Origin of the sequence: Streptomyces cyaneofuscatus (assembly GCF_042718795.1) — a bacterium.
GTDB classification, from domain to species: domain Bacteria; phylum Actinomycetota; class Actinomycetes; order Streptomycetales; family Streptomycetaceae; genus Streptomyces; species Streptomyces cyaneofuscatus_A.
This window is the reverse complement of sequence record NZ_JBHXOX010000008.1, coordinates 115,992-134,081: the sequence shown is the minus strand read 5'-3', so window position 1 is coordinate 134,081 and position 18,090 is coordinate 115,992. Positions and strand designations below refer to the sequence as shown.

The window sequence follows — 18,090 nt, the reverse complement described above, 5'->3', positions numbered from 1 at the left end:
CTACACCCCGTACTCGGCCAACGTCCGCCGGTAGGCCGCCAGTCGGGAGGTCCGGCCGATGGTCAGGGCGCCCACCAGGCGGCCGTCCAGGTGGTAGCTGACCTCCAGGCGGCGGGCCTCGCGGTCGCACTCGTGGACCTTCGCCGTGTCGCCGAGGGCCGGGAGGCCCACCGAGCGGAGCCGGACGCCGTGGAGGTCGGACCAGAACGAGGGCACCTCGGCGAAGACCGGGGCCGCCTCGCCCCGCAGCAGCGTACGGGCGGCCGCCGCACCCTGCTCCACCGCGCCGGACCAGTGCCCGAGGGCCGGGGCCGCGCCGTCCGCCAGGGGCTGCGGGACCCGGGCCGCGTCGCCCGCCGCGACCACGCCGGGTACGGTTCTGCCGTCCGGGAACAGGGCCCGCAGCCGGGAGTCGGTGGGCACCCCGCCGGCCGCCTCGATCCCCGATCCGGCCAGCCATCCGGTGGCCGGGACCGCGCCCAGCGCCAGGACGGCGACGTCGGCCGCGACGGTCCGGCCGTCGGCCAGCCGGGCCCCGGTGAGCCTGCCGTCCGGTCCGGTCCGGTAGGCGGCGACCGTGGTGCCGGTGCGCAGATCGATGCCCGCCTCCCGGTGCAGCGTCCCCACGAACGCACCCGCCTCCGCGCCGACCGCCCGCTCCAGCGGTACGGCCCCGGCCTCCACGAGGGTGACGTCGAGCCCCAGCTCCCGCCCCGCGGCGGCGACCTCGCCCCCGAGGAACCCGGCGCCGACGACGAGCAGCTTCCGCCCGGGGGTGAGCGCGGCCCGCAGCGCCGTCGCGTCGTCCCGGCCGCGCAGGGTGAACACGCCCTGCTCCGGGCCGGGTCCGCCGGGCACGCCACCGGACCGGGCGGCGGCTCCGGTGGCGATCAGGAGGCCGTCGTAGGGCAGGCCGGTGCCGTCGGCGAGGGTGACGATCCTGCTGTACGGGTCGAGCCGGACCGCGGCCCGCCCCAGCCGCCAGCAGGCCCGGAGGCCGTCGGGGACCGGGAGCGCGGTGTCGGCGGCGGGAGCCTGGCCCGTCAGGAAGCGCTTGGAGAGCGGCGGGCGGTCGTAGGGGGCGTGCTGTTCGGCCCCGACGAGGGTCAGGCTCCCGGTGAACCCCTCGGCGCGCAGGGTCGTCGCGGCCCGCAGCCCCGCCAGCGAGGCCCCGACGATCACCACATCGCGGGGATGACGGCCGGTGGCGCTCATGGGGCGGCCACGGTGATGGCCCGGACCGGGCAGGAGGCGGCGGCCTTCTCGGCGTCCGCGCGCAGCCCGTCGTCCGGCGTGGCTTCGTACAGGAGGTAGTCGTCGTCGTCGAACGAGAAGATCTCGGGGGCGGCGAAGACGCAACTGCCGTGGCTCTCGCAGAGGTCCAGGTCCACGGTGATCCGCATGGTGACTCCGTCACGGGTAGGCACGACGGCCGGGCGGCACGTCAAGGAACGTCGAACGTCAGGGCGCGTCAGGCGGCCGTCGGCGGGTTGAAGCGGGAGTAGGCGGGCGCGGACCAGCGCAGCGGGGAGGCCGACGCCACTTCCCGTACGGCGGTGATCTCGAACTCCACCAGCCGCTGGGCCCCGGGGGTGCGGGCCGCCTCCGCCTCGTCCCACACCGTGCGGGCCGAACCCGTCAGGTGGAGCGAGGTGCCGGTCTCCCAGCCGGGAACGAGGAGACCGGCGGTCGGATTGAGTTCGAGGTTGCCCAGGGTGAGGAACATGGCGTTGCCGGCGTAGTCGGGCCAGCGCAGGAGCCGGGGCGAGAGGACCTGGACGAAGCCGGGGTTGCCGCCCCGGTGCGAGGCGTCGGCGTCGCCCCGGTCGGAGGCGGTGGCGACGAAGAAGGTGTCGGCGGCCCGGAGCGTCCGCTGCTGCGCGGGGCTGAGCTCCGTGCTGTCGACGGCCGTACGAGACACCGGAGCCCCCGCCGCGGCCGGGTGGTGGTGGTCGCGTTTCTGGATGTACTTGGGGCAGTTGGAGATGACCTGGTCGAGCTCGACGCGCAGCCCGTCGCCGTCGCGGACCGCCCGGCCGTTCATCCGCATCCGGCGCCGGGTGGCCGGTTCGATGCCGATCAGGCCGATGGGGACGGGCGCGGGGCCGGAGCCGGATCCGCTTTCCACCCCGGCCCCGTTCAGGAGCGCGGCCAGCGGGTCCTCCGGCGGGGGCAGCGTCCCGATCCTCAGGGTGTGCGGCCCGGGCACGGTCAGGAAGCCCGGCTCCCCGGTGAGCTGGGTCGCCCAGATCCGGCCTCGCTGGTCCGCGGCCCCGGCCACCAGGTGGGGCTGCTGGGCGAGGAAGGCCACCGCCACGTCGGGGACGGTGTTGCCGATGGCGCCCTGCGCCTGACCGGCCTGACGGGCGAAGCCCGCCCGTTCCTGCACGGCCCTCTCGCCGCGGTGGTAGCCGCCCATGGTCCTGCCTTTCACCGGGGGTGCAAGCGGTCGTCCTCGACCGCCGCCTAGAAGAAGCCGCAGGTGGGAGCGTTGGAGGTGGGGGCGTCGGCCGGGTCGGCGCCGGTGGAGGCGTAGATCTCCAGGCGGATGCCGTCGGGGTCGGAGAAGAAGATGCCGCCCGAGGTGCCGGTCTCCCCGTGCGGTACGACCCCGTCGTAGGCGAACGTGGCGCCGAGCGAGCGCAGGACCTCCTCGGTGGCCCGGATCTCCTCGACGGTGTCCACCTGGAAGGAGAGGTGGTGCAGGCCGGGCAGCGCGGGGGCGAACGTGCCCTCGCTCTGCTGCCACAGGGTCACCACGAGCCGGGAGTCCCGCCCGAGGAAGGCCCAGCGGCGGTCGCCGTCCTTGCCCTCGCCCAGCAGCTCGAAGTCGAAGACCTCGCGGTAGAAGGCGATCGAGCGGTCCAGGTCGGTGACGTTGAGGCCGATGTGGCCGGTCCGGAGATTCTTCGCCTTGCTCATGGTCGGTCTCCACGCTTTCGGTCGTCCGATCGGCGCCGCGAGTTCCCTCGCAACCAGTGAAACCGAATTTAAAGGTTAGAACGGGGACCGTCAACCGGTGAAAGCCTCTTGTCCGGTTAGAATCGAAGGAGAACGCCTCGCGACGGAAGGACCCACTGCCGTGCCGCACCCCACCGGGCCCGACCCCCGGCCGCTGACCGGCGAACCGCTCGCGCTGGATCTGCTCAACACCCGCTGGATCGGCGCGGAGGGCCCGCGCGACCTGCTGGAATCCGAGAACGGCCTGGCCATCTGGCTGCACAGCGAGCCGGTGCGCACCCACACGGCCCCCCTCCCGCCACCCGTCGGCCGCGCCACCCTGGACCGGCTGCTGGAGACCCGTACGGCGCTCGAAGCGCTGGCCGCCTCCGCCACCCGGCAGGAGCAGGCCGCACCCGCCACCGCGGCCGCGCTCAACGAGGTGCTCTCCCACGGTCGCATCCGCCGCACCCTGGGGGCCGACGGGCTGCCGGAGTCGGCGGTGGAGCTGGACGACCCGGCCTGGGGGCCCGCCTGGTACGCGGCCGAGAGCTGGCTCCACCTGGTGGCCGACCGGCCCGACCGCATCCGCCCGTGCGCCAACGACACGTGCGTCCTGCACTTCTACGACATCTCCAAGAACGGGACCCGCCGCTGGTGCTCGATGGCCGGCTGCGGCAACCGCGCGAAGGCACAACGCCACTACGCGCGCCGCACCGGCGCGTGAAGCGGTCATATCCGCCGCACGCGGGTTCACATCTGACGATGCGTCAGCTCTAATGGCCGGGTGATGGGACACGCAGGCATGGCCGCCACCGCCGTCCGGTACCTCAGGTCCGTCGGCGCCGCCACGACCGCACAGCAGCCGCCGGCGCCGCTGGAGGCGCTGCCCCGGCCCGACCTCAGGGCCGTCCGGGACGGCGAGCGGCTCCCCGTCGACCCGGCCGAGTTCCGCCGCGTACTGGGCCACTTCGCCAGCGGCGTCACGGTCGTCACCGCGCGCGACGCGGACGGGCCGACGGGCTTCGCCTGCCAGTCCTTCGCCTCGCTCTCGCTGGACCCGCCGCTGGTCGCCTTCATGGTCGCCCGTACGTCGACGACCTGGCCGCGCATCGCCCGCGCCGGGGCCTTCTGCGTCAACATCCTGGGGGCCGGGCAGGACACGCTGTGCCGGGGGTTCGCGGTGAGCGGGGCGGACAAGTTCGCGGGGGTGGCGTACGAGGACGGCCCGGCGACCGGGTCACCGCTGCTCGACTCCGTACCGGCCTGGGTGGACTGCCGCGTCCACGCCGTCCACACCGGCGGCGACCACCTCATCGTGGTGGGCCGGGTGGAGGCGCTGGGAGCGGCGGCGGAGGGAGAGCCCTTGCTCTTCCACCGGGGCCTGTTCGGCCGGTTCAGCCGCTGAGGGCCTCGGTGACGGTCCGGCCCGGCGGATCACCGGTTCAGCCGCTGGCGGTCACCGAAGCCGCCCTCGCCCGCCGGATGACCAGCGACATCAGCGCGGCCACCGCGCACAGCGCCCCCGACGCGTACCAGACCACGTCGTAGCTGCCGAACACGTCCCGCGCGACCCCGCCGAGGAACGCCACGACCGCCGCGCCCACCTGGTGCGAGGCCAGCACCCAGCCGAAGACGATCGCGCTGTCCTCGCCGTACTGCTCGCGGCAGAGCGCCAGCGTCGGCGGGACCGTGGCGACCCAGTCGAGCCCGTAGAACACGATGAAGAAGACCATCGGCGGCCGCACGTCGGGCGCCATCAGCATCGGCAGGAACAGCAGCGAGATCCCGCGCAGCGCGTAGTAGACGGCGAGCAGGCGGCGGGCGTCGAAGCGGTCGGTGAGCCAGCCCGAGAAGATCGTGCCGATGACGTCGAAGACCCCGATCACCGCCAGCAGCGAGGCGGCGGCCGTGATCGGCATGCCGTGGTCGTGGGCGGAGGGGACGAAGTGGGTGCGGATCAGGCCGTTGGTGGAGGCCCCGCAGATCGCGAAGGTGCCCGCCAGCAGCCAGAACGGGCCGGTGCGGGCCGCCTGGAACAGCACCGCCACCGTGCGGCGCGCGGCACCCCGGGCGGGGGCGGGCTTCGCGACGTGCACACCGCCGTACGGGGCGAGCCCCACATCGGCCGGGTGGTCGCGCATCAGGAGCCAGACGAACGGGACCGCCACCAGGGCCGCCAGGGCGACGGTGACGGAGGCGGGCCGCCAGCCGTGCTCGTCGACGATCCAGGCGCAGAGCGGGAGGAAGACGAGTTGCCCGGAGGCGCCGGCCGCGGTGAGGATGCCGGTGACCAGGCCGCGGCGGGCGACGAACCAGCGGTTGGTGACGGTCGCGGCGAACGCCAGCGCCATGGACCCGGTGCCGAGGCCGACGAGCAGCCCCCAATAGATCATCAGCTGCCAGGAGGCGGTCATCCAGACACTGGCGAGCGCTCCGGCCGCCACCAGACTCAGCGCGGCCGCCACGACCCGGCGGATGCCGAACCGGTCCATCAGCGCGGCGGCGAACGGCGCGGTCAGGCCGTAGAGCGCCATGTCGATGGAGACCGCGAGCCCGATCTCCCCGCGCGACCAGCCGAATTCGGTGTGCAGCGGGTCGATGAGCAGGCCGGGCAGGGAGTTGAAGGCCGCGCCGCCGATGATCGTCACGAAGGTGACGGCGGCGACGATCCACGCCCGGTGGATACGGGGGCGGCGGAGGCGGCGCGGGCCCGCCTCGCGCGGCTGCCGCCGGTCGTCGTCCTGGGCGGCGCTTTCGATGGTCTCGGTCACGTGGACCAGCATCTTGGCCCGCGCGTTCGCCCACGAGTGGCCGGAAGGACATGGTTCGCAGGAATCGGGCCACCCGTGCGCGGCCCGGCGCCCGAGCCCGGCGCCCGAGTCCGGTGCCCCCTGCACGTACCATCGCCGTCGGTCAGCGCGCGGCCGTCCCGGCCGGGCGCCTCGCACGCAGCGCAACGGATCCGGGGGATCTCATGCAGTGGGTCGCACGTCAGCAGTTCCATCGCACCTCGACGTCGATGCAGACCTGGGGGGCGGTTCTGCTGCTCGCCGCCTGCGCGTTGTGGGTGCGGCTGGCGTTCCTGCTGGTGGAGCAGTCGGGCGGGTCCTGCTACGGGGAGACGCAGAACTGCGACCTGATCGAGGCCTGGCCCGGGCAGTTGACGCTCCTGGCGGTCTCGGTGCCGGTCTCGGTGCTGGGCGTGGCGCTGTTCGTCGCCGGTACGGTCCGCCGGCAGGCCACCGCCCACGTCCTGGAGGTCATCGAGATGCAGCGGGCCGAGGCGCGGCAGAGGAAGAAGGCGTAGCGAGCCACCGGGCCCCCGCGTGGCCGCCCCAGGCCGCCGCCGCGCCCACCGCGTACCAGAACAGGTCCGGCGCGTTGAACGTCGAACCGAGCACCAGCCGGGCGGCCGTGCTGTGGGCGGAGAGTCCGGCGGGCACCCCGGTGAGCTGGAGGAGCTCGACCGCCCAGCTCAGGGCGAGCGCGGTCCCGGCCACGGCGACGGGCCGAGCGCAGGGCGCGCAGAGGGCGACGAGGGCGCAGAGCAGCACCGTATAGAGCGCGCTCCCGGCGTACTTGGCGAAGGCACCGTCCGCCCCGGCACGCACCCCGAGCCCGGCGGCGACGGTGACGACGGCGGCGCCCGCCGCCACCACGCGGGCCCGGAGCGCCGCATCCCGCACGGGAGACCTCACCCGAGCCCCACCCTCCTCAGCCGCCGGATCGGCCGGGCCACCAACAGCACCGCCACCACACCCACGTTGACCACCGCCGCCGCCACCAGCAACTCCGGTGCGCCCACCGCCTCGGCCACCGGACCGGCCAGGGCGCGGCCCGCCGCGACCATCAGGAGCGAACCGGCCACATCGTAGGCGTGCAGCCGGTTCAGGGCCTCCGGCGGGACGTGCGTCTGCACGGTGGTGGACCACATGACCAGCCAGAAGGCGGCACCCGCCCCCGCCAGCAACTGCCCGGCCGCCAGCACCGGCAGCGGCATCCCGAGGGCCAGCACCACCAGGCTCACCGCGACCAGGGGCAGCGCGATCGCGCCCGCCGCGAGCGGGTGGGACGGCCGCAGCCGCAGGGCCATGAGTCCGCCGACGACGCTGCCGGCCCCGTTGACCGCCATCAGCATGCCGTACGCCCCCGAGCCGTGCGCCTGGGTGACCAGGACGGCGGTGAGCGGGAGCATCGGGCCGAGGACCGCGAAGCCGTAGACGGTCCAGACGGCGATCACACCCCAGAGCCAGGAGCGGGCGCGGAACTCCCGCCAGCCGTCGACGAGTTCGGCGGTGAAGGTGCCCCGTACGGCGTCGTCGTGCGGGGCGGGGGCCAGGCGCATCAGGAAGAGGCAGGCGCCGGAGACGGCGAAGGTGGCCGCGTTCGCCGCGTAGACGGCCCCGGCGCTCGCCAGCCCCACGAGCACGCCGGCGAAGGCGGGGCCCGCCATGGTCATCAGCGCCTCGGCGACTCGCAGGACGGCGTTGGCGCGTTGGACGTCGGTGGAGACCCGGGGCACGGTCGAGGCGACGCCGGGCTGGAAGAGCGCGGCGCCGACCCCGGCGACGGAGCTGAGGAGGTAGACCGACCAGAGCGGCGGGTTGCCCAGCGCGAAGGTGACGGCGAGCACCGAGGCGCCGACCAGCCGCAGCACATCAGCGATGATCATCATGCGGCGCGGGGTGAACCGGTCCGCGAGCACCCCGCCGAACAGCACGAACACCGCCAGCGGCCCCATCCAGGCGGCCAGCGCGAACCCGACGGAGGAGGCGGGACGGCCCGCGCCCAGCAGCCCGGCGGTGAGGGCCACGGGGATCATGCCGTCGCCGAAGAGCGCGACCGTACGGGCCACGAAGAAGTAGCGGAAGTTACGGTTCCAGAGCCCGCCGGAACCGAGCGGCCCGAGCGACGGGAGCGGCGGGTGCGGACCGAGCGGCGGGAGCGGGGGCAAGGGCGGTCGGGTGTCACGTGAGGCGTCGGGAAGGGACGCGGTCTCTGTCGGCTTCTTCGTCACGTCGCTAACCTGTATCAGCCCGTGGTCTATACCAGCCAGTGAGTTTCAGCCGGTACGAGTTCCCCGTTTCGAGGAGGCCCGCCATGCCGCACCGCGTCGCCGTCCTGGCCCTGGACGGACTGCTCCCGTTCGAGCTGGGCATCCCGGCCCGGATCTTCGGCCGCTCCCTGAACCCCGCACCGGGCAACAGGGGCGGCAAGCTGTACGAGGTCGTGACCTGCTCGATCCGCCCGCCGGGACCCGTACGGACCGACTCCGACTACGCGATCCTCGTGGAGCACGGCCCCGAGGCGCTCGCCACCGCCGACACCGTGGTCATCCCCGCCTCCTACGAACTGGGCCCGGTCTTCGAGGAGGGCAGGCTCACCGAGGAGCTGGCCGCCGCCCTCGCGCTGATCCGGCCGGGCACCCGCATGGTCTCCATCTGCACCGGCAGCTACGTCCTGGCCGCCGCCGGATACCTGGACGGCCGCCCGGCCACCACGCACTGGTCCTCCGCCGACCATTTCCAGCGGCTCTTCCCGCAGGTCCGCGTCGACCCGGACGTCCTGTTCATCGACGACGGCGACGTCCTCACCTCGGCCGGGGTCGCCGCCGGGATCGACCTCTGCCTCCACCTCGTGCGCCGCGACCACGGGTCCGCCGTCGCCAACGAGATCGCCCGACGCACGGTCGTGCCTCCGCACCGGGACGGCGGGCAGGCCCAGTACATCCACCGCCCCGTCCCCGAACCGCAGTTCGCGACCACCACCACGGCCCGCGCGTGGGCGCTGGGGCGGCTGGAGAAGCCGATCCTGCTGCGGGACATGGCCCGGCAGGAGTCGATGAGCGTACGGACCTTCACCCGCCGCTTCCGGGAGGAGGTGGGGGTCAGCCCCGGCCAGTGGCTGACCCAGCAGCGGGTGGAGCGGGCCCGCCACCTGCTGGAGTCCTCGGACCTGTCGATCGACCAGGTGGCCCGCGACGCGGGCTTCGGCACGCCGACCTCCCTGCGCCAGCACCTCCAGGCGGCGCTGGGCGTGCCGCCGACGGTGTACCGGCGCACGTTCCGCCGGACCTCGGCGGACACCCCGTAGGCAGGGCCGTTACGCGGTCCGCTGCCGCAGCAGGTCGTCCAGCTCGGCCGCGAAGAGCTGCGCCGGGTCGAAGCGCATCCCGGTGAAGTGCCCGGCCAGCTCCAGGGAGAGGACCCCGTGCATCCGGGTCCAGAAGCTCATGGCCAGGTGCAGGGCGGCGGGCGGGGCGGGGTGGTCACCGGCCCAGTCGCGGTGCTTTTCGAGGTGGGCGGCGAACGGGGTCTCGCGGGAGGCATCCGACGTGAGCGCCGCGCAGGCGTCGAGCAGGGTCGCCATGATCTCGGCGGAGATGGCGGTGGTGTCGTCGGGCGCGTGGTAGCCGGGGACGGGGGTGCCGTAGAGGAGGAAGTACCGGTGCGGGTCCTCCAGCGCCCAGCCGCGCAGCGCGTGCGCCAGGCCTGACAGGTCGGCACCCTCGGCGGCGGCCGTACGCAGGGTGTCGGCGAGGCTGCGGTACCCGTCCCGGATCAGCTCGGTGATCAGCTCGTCGCGGCCGGCGAAGTAGCGGTAGAGCGCGGGGCCGCTCACGCCCATCCGCTTGGCGATCGCGTTGAGGGAGAGCGCGGAGGCGCCGGCCGTGGCGATCTGCTCCCAGGCGTGTTGCTTGATCTCCGTACGGACCTGGGCGCGGTAGCGCTCGCGCGGGGTCGCGGCGTCGGACGTGGCGCCGGACTTCGCCATGGTGTGCCACCTTCCCCCAGCCGTGAGACTACGTACTCAAAGTTTCGTTAGAAGCTATCACGAAAACCGTTGACCCTTCAGTTCGCCATGCGTTACAACTTCTAACGAACGAACGATGCTCTAGCTTGAGCTGAAGGAGACGCCCATGTCCCGCACCCGTACCGCCGCCCTCTTCACCGTCCCGCTCGTCGTCGCCGGGGTCCTGGCCACCGCCACTACCGCCGCCGCCGCGCCCGCCGGCGCCACCACCCCGCGCCCCGGCCCGTCCCTCACCTGCCAGGGCAAGGGCGTCGACGCCAAGGCCCTGGTCCGGGCTCGGGCCGAGACCGTCATCGACGCGTCGCCGGCCACCATCTGGAAGCTCCAGACGGACGTGGAGCGCTGGCCGGACTGGCAGGCCCACGTCACGGACGTGGACCGCGTCGACCACGGGCCCTTCCGCCCCGGTTCGGCGTTCCGGTGGACGACGCCGATCCCGCCCAACCCGGCGACTCCCGCCACCAGCCTGGACATCACGTCCACCGTCAAGCAGCTGAAGCGCGACTCCTGCATCCGTTGGACCGGCCCCGCCGTCGGCGAGGGGCTGCACATCGACGGCGTCCACGTCTGGAGCTTCACGAAGGTCCGGGGCGGGGTCCTGGTGCGGACCGAGGAGACCCACACCGGGGAGCAGGTCGACGCGAACGTCCCGTTCGCGACCGAGATCCTCCAGCAGGGGCTGGACGCGTGGCTGGTGGACCTGAAGAAGGCCGCCGAGGCCCGGCCCTGCCCCCGCCGCTGACTCAGAAGACCAGGACCCCCCGGGCCACCCGCCCGTGGTGCGCGTCGTCGGCGGCCTTGGCGAAGTCCTCCACCGGGTACGTCTCCGTCACCAGCTCGTCCAGCAGCAGCCGGCCCTCCCGGTACAGGTCCGCGTACAGGGCGATGTCGCGCTGCGGCCGCGAGGAGCCGTAACGGCAGCCGAGGATCGACTTGTCCAGGTACATCGAGGAGACGGTGAACGACGCCTCGGCGCTCGCCGCCGGTACGCCGAGCAGGACGGCCTGGCCGTGCCGGTCCAGCAGGTCGATCGCCTGGCGGATCAGCTCGGTGCGGCCGACGCATTCGAAGGCGTGGTCGGCCCCGTCGGGAAGGATGTCCCGTACGCCGTCGGCGGAGGTCAGGAAGTGCGTGGCGCCGAACTGCCGGGCCACCGCCTCCTTCGCCGGGTTGCTGTCGACGGCGACGACGGTGAGCGCACCGGCCAGCCGGGCGCCCTGGAGCACGTTGAGGCCGATGCCGCCGGTGCCGATGACCACGACGGTGTCGCCCCGGTCGACCTTCGCCCGGTTCAGTACGGCCCCGACGCCGGTGAGGACCCCGCAGCCGATCAGGGCGGCGGAGGTGAGGGGGAGGTCGGCGGGGATCTTCACGGCCTGGACGGCGCGAACCAACGTCACCTCCGCGAAAGCGGAGTTGGAGGCGAACTGGAAGAGCTTCCCGCCCCCGCGCGAGAACGGCCGCCCGGGCCGCCCGATCGCCTTCCGGCACATGGTCGGCCTGCCCCGGTCGCACTCCGCGCAGGCCCCGCAGTTGGCCAGGGTGGACAGCGCGACATGGTCCCCGGGCCGTACGTGGCTGACGCCGGGGCCGACGGCCTCCACCACGCCCGCGCCCTCGTGGCCGAGCACGACGGGAACGGGGAAGGGGATCGTGCCGTCGATGACGGACAGGTCGCTGTGGCAGAGACCGGCGGCGGCCACCGCCACGAGCACCTCGCCGGGGCGGGGGTCGCGTATCTCCAGGTCGTCGACGACCTCGGTCCGTGTGCCGTCGAAGACGACGCCTCTCATCTCGGCTCCCTCGGTAGGCCGAGCACCCGCTCGGCGATGATGTTCCGCTGGATCTCGTCGGAGCCGCCGTAGATGGTGTCGGCCCGGGTGAAGAGGAACAGGCGCTGTGCGGTGGTGAGGTCGTACGGGGTCGTGGCCGACCAGGGCTGTGGGCCGACGGCCCCCGCCTCGCCGCTCACCTCCACCGCCAGCTCGCCGAGCCGCTGGTGCCAGCCACCCCAGAGGAGCTTGGCCACACTGGGGGCGCCCGGGTCACCGGGGGTGCCGAGGGTGCGGAGGGCGTGGCGGCGCATGGTGACGAGTTCGGCCCACTGGCGTACGAGCCGGGCTCGGAGGACCGGGTCCTCGGCGGCCCCGGTCGCCCGAGCGGCGGCGATCACCTGGTCCAACTCCTGGGCGAACCCGATCTGTTGGGCGAGGGTGGAGACGCCGCGCTCCAGGGCGAGCAGCCCCATGGCGACGGCCCATCCGTTGCCCTCACCGCCGACCGCCTCGGCGGCCCGGGCCCCGTCGAAGAAGACCTCGTTGAACTCGCTGGTCCCCGTCATCTGCCGGATCGGCCGCACCTCGATCCTGCCCGGCTGGTCCATCTCCACGAGCAGGAAGGAGAGTCCGTGGTGGCGGGTGGAGCCGGGTTCGGTGCGGGCGAGGACGAAGCACCAGTCGGCGTCCTGGGCCAGCGAGGTCCAGATCTTCTGCCCGGTGACGGTGTAGCCGCCGGTGGTGGTGTCCGGGGTGGCGGTGGTGCGGATACCGGCGAGGTCGGACCCGGCGCCGGGTTCGCTGTACCCCTGGCACCAGAGGGTCTCGCCGCGGGCGATGGGGGGCAGGTGGCGGCGCCGCTGCTCCTCGGTGCCGTACGCGATGAGGGTGGGGGCGAGGAGGTTCTCGCCGATGTGGCCCATGCGGGGCGGGGCGGTGGAGCGGGCGTACTCCTCGGCCCAGATGACCTGGTGGGTGAGGGGGGCGGGGCGGTTGCCGTACCTGTCGCCGTCCTCGCCGTCCCGGCCGGGCCACCCGATCCCGATCCACCCCGCCTTTCCCAACTCGCGTTCCCACGCGCGGGGGTGGGGGGCGGGGGTGTCGGCGAGGCGGCTGTCCAGCCAGGTGCGGGCGTGGGTGCGAAAGGTGTGGTCGTCCTCGGTGAACCGGAAGTCCATACGTGCCTCCTGTCGTCCTGAGGGCTCCGCCCCGAATCCAGCCCCTCCGGCGTTTGAGGAGCGGGGTCCGGGGCAGCGCCCCGGGGGGGGGGCCCCCCCCCCCCCCCGGGAACCCCCCCCCCCCCCCGCGGGGGGGGGGGGGGGGGGCCCCCCCCCACCCCCCCCCCCCCCCACCCACCCCCCCCCCCCCCACCCCCCCCCCCCCCCCCCCCCCCCCCCCCGGGCTCCGCCCCCAGACCCCGGGTTCAATCGCCGGACGGGCTGGAGGGTGCGTTCGGCCGGGCCCCGGACTTCGCCGCCGCCGCCATCTCCTCCACCCGCGCCAGCATCGGCATCGGGTCCGTCCCCACCGTCCCGGGGAGGAAGGCCGCGATCCGTTCCGGGGTCCAGGCCGCCCCCTCCGCGTACCCCGCCCGCAGCTCCCTCGGCTGGGCCCAGACCGCGATCTTGGGCCCGGCGATCGTGTACACCTGGCCGGTGATCCCCGCCGCCCGCGCCCGCTCGCTCAGCAGGTAGACCACCAGCGCCGCCACATCCTCCGGCTCCCCGATCTCCGCGAGCTCCATCGGCACCCCGGCCGACATCCGGGTCCGGGCCACCGGGGCGACCGCGTTGGCCGTCACCCCGTACCGGTGCAGGCCCAGCGCCGCGCTGCGGACGAGCGAGATGATTCCGCCCTTCGCCGCGCTGTAGTTGGCCTGGGACACGCTCCCCTGGTGGTTGCCGCTGGTGAAGCCGACCAGCGTCCCCCCGCCCTCCTGCTTCCGCATCACCGCCGACGCGGCGCGGAAGACCGTGAACGTGCCCTTCAGGTGCGTCGCGAGGACCGGGTCCCACTCCTCCTCGGACATGTTGAACAGCATCCGCTCCCGCAGGATCCCGGCCACGCACACGACCCCGTCGAGCCGCCCGTACTCCGCCAGCGCCGTGTCCACGATCCGCTGCCCGCCCGCCATCGTGGAGATGTCGTCGGCCACCGCCACCGCCGAGCCGCCCGCCGCCTCGATCTCCTCGGCCACCGACCGGGCGATCTCGCTGGTGGGCTCGGCCCCCTCCACCGAGACGCCGTAGTCGTTGACGACGACCCGCGCCCCCTCCGCCGCCGCCGCGAGCGCGACCGCCCGTCCGATCCCCCGGCCGGCCCCCGTGACGGCGACCACCTTGCCTGCCAAGAAGTTCCCCATGCCCGGCCCCTTCCCGCGGTTTCTGACGGACCGTTAGATTTTACGGGCAGTCGGATACCCCGGCACAAGACCCAGGAGGTCCCCATGTCCCTGCCGGCCGAGTTCCACGAACGCGCCGAGCGCGTGAACAACTGGGGGCGCTGGGGCGAGGCCGACGAGCGCGGGACGCTCAATCTGATCACCGACGCCGTCGTACGGGAGGCCGCCGGCGCCGTCCGGAGCGGTCGCCGGATACCGCTCGCGCTGCCGCTCCGGCACGGCGGCGTGCAGAGCGGGTTCATCCCGGGGCGGATCGACCCGCTGCACACGATGGTCCAGATCAACCAGGAGATGTTCGGCCCGGGGACCGTCGCCACCAGCGATGACACCGTCACCATGGGGCTCCAGGCCGCCACCCACTGGGACGCCCTGACCCACGCCTCGCACGGCGGGCGGATCTACAACGGCCGGGCCGCCGACACCATCACCGCGCACGCCGGCGCGCAGTTCTCCTCCATCGCCGCCGTGAAGCACGTCGTGTCACGGGGCGTGCTGCTGGATGTCGCGCGCGCCCGGGGCGTGGACCGGCTGGCCGGCGATCACGCCGTCACACCGGAGGACCTGGAGGAGGCCGAGGAGTTCGGAGGCGTACGCGTACGGGCCGGGGACGTCGTCCTCGTACGGACAGGGCAGGTGCAGGTCCTCCTGGCCGGGGACCGGCACGCGTACGGCTATCCATCGCCCGGGCTGTCCGTGCGCACGCCCGAGTGGTTCCACGCCCGGGACGTGGCGGCGGTCGCCAACGACACCCTGACCTTCGAGATCTTCCCGCCGGAGATCGAGGACCTGTGGCTGCCCGTGCACGCCCTCCACCTCGTCGAGATGGGGATGCTCCAGGGCCAGAACTGGGACCTGGAGGCGCTGTCCACCGCCTGTGCGGAGGAGGGCCGGTACGCCTTCCTGCTCACCGCCGCGCCGGAGCCGTTCACCGGGGCCACCGGATCTCCGGTCGCCCCGGTCGCGGTGCTGTGATCCCGTAAGCCCCGCTGCGTGCAGACGCTCAGGCCAGGCCGGTCGCGTTCGTGAAGACGCAGGAGGGCGGTTCGCACACCTCGCCGCCCTGCACGACGACCTTCGGCGGCGCCTCCTGGACCACCACCGCCGGAGCGCCCCGGTCCACCTCGCACCAGATCTGCTTCCCGGCGCCCTCCCGCTGCCAGCCCCAGCGGTCCGCGAGGCCGTCCACCAGCTCCAGGCCCCGGCCGCCCGTGTCCTCGCCCTCCGCGTGACGCGGGCGCGGCGGGCAGTCGCTGGCGTCGGCGACCTCCACCCGGACGGTCCCGGCGTCCCCGGCACCGCCGCCTCCACCGAACAGCATCCGCAGCACCGCCGGGCAGCCCGTGTGGACGACCGCGTTGGTGACCAGCTCCGAGATGAGCAGGATGAGCGTCTCCGCGAGCGGCTCGTCATCCCCTATCCCGGAACCGACCAGACGCGACCGCGCCCACCGACGGGCCCGCCCCACCTCTGCGGGATCCGGACCGACCTCCAGCTGAACCTGAAGCACCTGCACCGCTCACACCATCCGAACCGGCGGACACATCGCCTCGCGCCTCCTCAGGGTCACGGAACGTGATTCCCCTACGCGACAGCATGGTTGACGTACAGTCACCGCAACAAGCGCTTCGGGCATATTCCAGCGCGAAGGAGTACGCGTGGTGCATACTGTGCGACGCACGCTGCGGGGAGTCGAACAGGAGCGCGCAGAGACCGCGAGAAACGCTCTTCGGGCAGGCCCGGCACATCTCCGGCAAGAGCCCTCGCCCCGGACCGGAGCCGCCGCACAGGCCGCCCCCGGATCGCCCGGTTCCAGAACCACTCGCATCCCACGGAGCGTACCCGAGCGCGGCGCCGACTCCACCCGGTGACGAATCACGCAAAGGACACAACCCGGTATCGACGCCGACCGGCTGCACTGAGTCACCCTCCGCCCCCTGCTTCGCCCGGCACGTCAACCGAGGGCCGCTGAACCGCCGTACAGCGGCCGTACGGGGCCCAGATCGGCGGCCAGGACCTCCTCCGCCTCGACCGCCGTGAGCCACCGGGCCGCCCGGAGCCAGGCCCGCTTCAGGTGGAGGTGAACATCTGCCTCCCAGGTGAAGCCCATACCGCCGTGGATCTGGAGGCAGTCCCGCGCGTTACGGACGGCCGCCTCGTCGGCGAGCAGCTTGGCCGCCGCGATCTCCACCGGGTCGCCGGTCACCGCCGCCGCGTACACGGCGCTGCGGGCCGGTTCGGTGCGGGCGAGCATGTCGGCGCAGAGGTGTTTGACCGCCTGGAACGAACCGATGAGCGAACCGAACTGTGCGCGCGAACGGGCGTGTTGAACGGCCATCTCGGTGGTGCGCGCGGCGCTCCCGAGCTGTTCGGCAGCAGTGAGGAGCGCCCCTTCGCCGCGGAATGCGCCGGGGTACGCCTCCCAGGCGCCCGCAAGCCCCATGGTGCGGTGCAGCGGGGTCAGGGGATCCATCGACCGTACGGGAACGGCCCCCGCCACGAACGCCTCCAGCTCCTCCCCCGTGAGCACCCGCGCGCCGCCCGCCACCAGCACCGCGTCCGCGCCCCCCAGGTCCGCCACCGCCCGGCCGCCGCCCTCCGCGACCGTCACCACCGCCTCGCCCTCCGCGGCCCCCTTCACCAGCCCCGCCGCCAGGTGCGTCGCCACCAGCGGCCCGGGCAGCAGCGCCCGGCCCGCCTCCTCGAAGAGCAGCACCGCCTCCGGCAGCCCGAGCCCCACCCCGCCCGCCTCCTCCGGCAGCCGCAGGACGAAGAACCCGGCGGCACCCAACTCCCGCCACAGCCCCCGGTCCACCCCACCGCCCCGGCCCACCCCGCCGGCCCGGTCGCCCCCACCGGCCCGGTCCATCCCACGGTTCCGGTCACCCCGCTCCACCGCCGCCCGCATCCGGTCCCGGTCGAACACCGCACCGAGCAGGTCCCGCATCCCGGACCGCAGGGCCCGCTGGTCGTCCGAGAGCTGGAAGTCCATGGCGGGTCAGCGCCCCTTCGGGAGGCCGAGGATGCGCTCGGCGACGATGTTCCGCTGGATCTGCGAGGTGCCGGCGGCGATCGTGTACGCGAGGGAGGAGAGCCGGTCCAGGGCCCATTCCCGGTCCAGATCGAAGGCGTCGACGCCGCCGAGCACCTCCGCCGCCGCCTCGTACAGCTCCTGGCGGACCCCGGAGTAGCGCAGCTTGAAGACCGAGCCGCCGATGCCCGGGACCCCGCCCGTCCGCTCGGACTCGCTCACGTTCGCCTGCGTGAGCCGCCACAAGGCCCGGAATTCGGCGTTCAGGCGGCCGAGCCGCCGACGCAGCACCGGGTCGTCCCACCTCCCCGTCCGCCGGGTCTCGGCGGCCAGCGCCTCCAGGGTGCGGCGGCAGGCGACGACCTCGCCGACGAAGGCCGTACCGCGCTCGAAGGAGAGGGTGACCATGGTGACCCGCCAGCCGTCGTTCTCGGCGCCGACCCGGTTCCGTACGGGCACCCGGACCTCGTCCAGGAACACCTCCGCGAACTCCGTCGACCCGGCCAGCGTCCGCAGCGGCCGGACGGTGATCCCGGGGGCGTCCATCGGCATCGCCAGCCAACTGATCCCCCGGTGCTTCGGCGCCCCCGGGTCCGTCCGCACCAGCAGCTCGCACCAGTCGGCCACCTCCGCGTGCGAGGTCCAGATCTTCTGCCCGCTCACCACGTAGTCGTCCCCGTCACGCACCGCCCGCGTCCGCAGCGCCGCCAGGTCCGAGCCCGCGTCCGGCTCGCTGAACCCCTGGCACCAGATCTCGTCGCCGCGCAGCACCGGCGGCAGCCAGCGGGCGCGCTGCTCGGCCGTCCCCTCGGCGGCGATCGTCGGCCCGGCATGCAGCAGCCCGACGAAGTTCGCCCCGACGTAGGGCGCCCCGGCCTTCTCCGTCTCCTCCAGGAAGATCAGGTGTTGCGTCGGGGTGGCGCCCCGCCCGCCCGCGTCCACCGGCCAGTGCAGGCCCGCGTACCCGGCGTCGTACAGCATCCGCTGCCACGCCGTGTCGTACGCCCGGCGCGCGGGCCAGTCGTCGGGCGAGGGCTTGGGAGGCATCCCGGGGAGCACGGCGGCCAGCCACTCCCCCAGCCGCCGCCGGAACTCCTCCTCGGCCTCCGTGTACGCGAGATCCACCGCCG

20 protein-coding genes are annotated in these 18,090 nt (G+C 73.8%); 6 read left to right on the top strand and 14 right to left on the bottom strand.

What is annotated here, in order from left to right; genetic code table 11:
- From ACFWRT_RS10890 to ACFWRT_RS10875, 4 genes are all read right to left on the bottom strand, one after another.
- Positions 1 to 1,215 (bottom strand): NAD(P)/FAD-dependent oxidoreductase, encoded by a 1,215-nt coding sequence (locus ACFWRT_RS10890; RefSeq protein WP_380950580.1) that lies wholly within the window; start codon positions 1,213 to 1,215, stop codon positions 1 to 3.
- The gene (locus ACFWRT_RS10885; RefSeq protein ID WP_380950581.1) at positions 1,212 to 1,403 is read right to left on the bottom strand and encodes a ferredoxin; all 192 of its coding nucleotides are present in this window, start codon (positions 1,401 to 1,403) and stop codon (positions 1,212 to 1,214) included. The genes ACFWRT_RS10890 and ACFWRT_RS10885 overlap by 4 nt, the downstream gene beginning before the upstream one ends.
- 68 nt (positions 1,404 to 1,471) lie before the next feature.
- On the bottom strand, positions 1,472 to 2,419 hold the full coding sequence (locus ACFWRT_RS10880) for a pyridoxamine 5'-phosphate oxidase family protein (protein ID WP_380950582.1): 948 nt from the start codon (positions 2,417 to 2,419) through the stop codon (positions 1,472 to 1,474).
- A gap of 47 nt (positions 2,420 to 2,466) precedes the next feature.
- Positions 2,467 to 2,922, bottom strand: a complete 456-nt coding sequence (locus ACFWRT_RS10875; RefSeq protein ID WP_380950583.1) for a VOC family protein — start codon at positions 2,920 to 2,922, stop codon at positions 2,467 to 2,469.
- Positions 2,923 to 3,082: 160 nt separating this feature from the next.
- Between ACFWRT_RS10875 and ACFWRT_RS10870 the strand changes: the two genes are divergently transcribed.
- Together ACFWRT_RS10870 and ACFWRT_RS10865 are read left to right on the top strand one after the other, a co-directional pair.
- Positions 3,083 to 3,667: a CGNR zinc finger domain-containing protein gene (locus ACFWRT_RS10870; RefSeq protein ID WP_380950584.1), complete on the top strand. Its 585-nt coding sequence runs from the start codon at positions 3,083 to 3,085 to the stop codon at positions 3,665 to 3,667.
- Positions 3,668 to 3,745: 78 nt separating this feature from the next.
- Positions 3,746 to 4,348: a flavin reductase family protein gene (locus ACFWRT_RS10865; protein ID WP_380950714.1), complete on the top strand. Its 603-nt coding sequence runs from the start codon at positions 3,746 to 3,748 to the stop codon at positions 4,346 to 4,348.
- Positions 4,349 to 4,385: 37 nt separating this feature from the next.
- Here the strand turns inward: ACFWRT_RS10865 and ACFWRT_RS10860 are convergent, their stop codons facing one another.
- Entirely contained in the window at positions 4,386 to 5,726 is a 1,341-nt protein-coding gene (locus ACFWRT_RS10860) for an MFS transporter (protein ID WP_380950585.1), read from the bottom strand.
- A 191-nt stretch (positions 5,727 to 5,917) separates the two neighbouring features.
- Between ACFWRT_RS10860 and ACFWRT_RS10855 the strand changes: the two genes are divergently transcribed.
- Positions 5,918 to 6,250 (top strand): hypothetical protein, encoded by a 333-nt coding sequence (locus ACFWRT_RS10855; protein ID WP_380950586.1) that lies wholly within the window; start codon positions 5,918 to 5,920, stop codon positions 6,248 to 6,250.
- On the opposite strand, the gene ACFWRT_RS10850 is transcribed toward ACFWRT_RS10855, so the two are convergent.
- Both ACFWRT_RS10850 and ACFWRT_RS10845 read right to left on the bottom strand, forming a co-directional pair.
- On the bottom strand, positions 6,204 to 6,641 hold the full coding sequence (locus ACFWRT_RS10850; protein WP_380950587.1) for a ribosomal maturation YjgA family protein: 438 nt from the start codon (positions 6,639 to 6,641) through the stop codon (positions 6,204 to 6,206). The two genes, ACFWRT_RS10855 and ACFWRT_RS10850, sit on opposite strands and share 47 nt — an antisense overlap.
- Entirely contained in the window at positions 6,638 to 7,960 is a 1,323-nt protein-coding gene (locus ACFWRT_RS10845; protein WP_380950588.1) for an MFS transporter, read from the bottom strand. The genes ACFWRT_RS10850 and ACFWRT_RS10845 overlap by 4 nt, the downstream gene beginning before the upstream one ends.
- An 83-nt stretch (positions 7,961 to 8,043) precedes the next feature.
- Here ACFWRT_RS10845 and ACFWRT_RS10840 point away from each other — a divergent pair, with 83 nt between their 5' ends.
- Complete coding sequence (locus ACFWRT_RS10840) at positions 8,044 to 9,036, top strand: GlxA family transcriptional regulator (protein WP_380950589.1); 993 nt, start codon at positions 8,044 to 8,046, stop codon at positions 9,034 to 9,036.
- Positions 9,037 to 9,045: 9 nt separating this feature from the next.
- Here the strand turns inward: ACFWRT_RS10840 and ACFWRT_RS10835 are convergent, their stop codons facing one another.
- A complete protein-coding gene (locus ACFWRT_RS10835; RefSeq protein WP_380950590.1) occupies positions 9,046 to 9,717 on the bottom strand; it encodes a TetR/AcrR family transcriptional regulator in 672 nt (223 codons plus the stop codon).
- A gap of 145 nt (positions 9,718 to 9,862) precedes the next feature.
- Between ACFWRT_RS10835 and ACFWRT_RS10830 the strand changes: the two genes are divergently transcribed.
- Positions 9,863 to 10,498 carry an SRPBCC family protein gene (locus tag ACFWRT_RS10830; protein WP_380950592.1) on the top strand — a complete coding sequence of 212 codons (636 nt, stop codon included), beginning with the start codon at positions 9,863 to 9,865 and terminating at the stop codon, positions 10,496 to 10,498.
- Between the two features lies 1 nt (position 10,499).
- On the opposite strand, the gene ACFWRT_RS10825 is transcribed toward ACFWRT_RS10830, so the two are convergent.
- The 3 genes from ACFWRT_RS10825 to ACFWRT_RS10815 all read right to left on the bottom strand — a co-directional run bounded on the left by ACFWRT_RS10825 (position 10,500) and on the right by ACFWRT_RS10815 (position 13,893).
- Complete coding sequence (locus tag ACFWRT_RS10825) at positions 10,500 to 11,549, bottom strand: Zn-dependent alcohol dehydrogenase (RefSeq protein WP_380950593.1); 1,050 nt, start codon at positions 11,547 to 11,549, stop codon at positions 10,500 to 10,502.
- A complete protein-coding gene (locus ACFWRT_RS10820; RefSeq protein WP_380950594.1) occupies positions 11,546 to 12,709 on the bottom strand; it encodes an acyl-CoA dehydrogenase family protein in 1,164 nt (387 codons plus the stop codon). The genes ACFWRT_RS10825 and ACFWRT_RS10820 overlap by 4 nt, the downstream gene beginning before the upstream one ends.
- Positions 12,710 to 12,954: 245 nt before the next feature.
- A complete protein-coding gene (locus ACFWRT_RS10815) occupies positions 12,955 to 13,893 on the bottom strand; it encodes an SDR family oxidoreductase (RefSeq protein WP_380950595.1) in 939 nt (312 codons plus the stop codon).
- 84 nt (positions 13,894 to 13,977) lie between these two features.
- Between ACFWRT_RS10815 and ACFWRT_RS10810 the strand changes: the two genes are divergently transcribed.
- A complete protein-coding gene (locus tag ACFWRT_RS10810; RefSeq protein WP_380950596.1) occupies positions 13,978 to 14,904 on the top strand; it encodes a cyclase family protein in 927 nt (308 codons plus the stop codon).
- A gap of 28 nt (positions 14,905 to 14,932) precedes the next feature.
- Here the strand turns inward: ACFWRT_RS10810 and ACFWRT_RS10805 are convergent, their stop codons facing one another.
- The 3 genes from ACFWRT_RS10805 to ACFWRT_RS10795 all read right to left on the bottom strand — a co-directional run bounded on the left by ACFWRT_RS10805 (position 14,933) and on the right by ACFWRT_RS10795 (position 18,085).
- Positions 14,933 to 15,445 (bottom strand): ATP-binding protein, encoded by a 513-nt coding sequence (locus ACFWRT_RS10805; protein WP_380950597.1) that lies wholly within the window; start codon positions 15,443 to 15,445, stop codon positions 14,933 to 14,935.
- A 438-nt stretch (positions 15,446 to 15,883) separates the two neighbouring features.
- The gene (locus tag ACFWRT_RS10800; RefSeq protein ID WP_380950598.1) at positions 15,884 to 16,921 is read right to left on the bottom strand and encodes an acyl-CoA dehydrogenase family protein; all 1,038 of its coding nucleotides are present in this window, start codon (positions 16,919 to 16,921) and stop codon (positions 15,884 to 15,886) included.
- Positions 16,922 to 16,927: 6 nt separating this feature from the next.
- Positions 16,928 to 18,085: an acyl-CoA dehydrogenase gene (locus ACFWRT_RS10795; protein WP_380950599.1), complete on the bottom strand. Its 1,158-nt coding sequence runs from the start codon at positions 18,083 to 18,085 to the stop codon at positions 16,928 to 16,930.
- Positions 18,086 to 18,090: the final 5 nt, after the last annotated feature.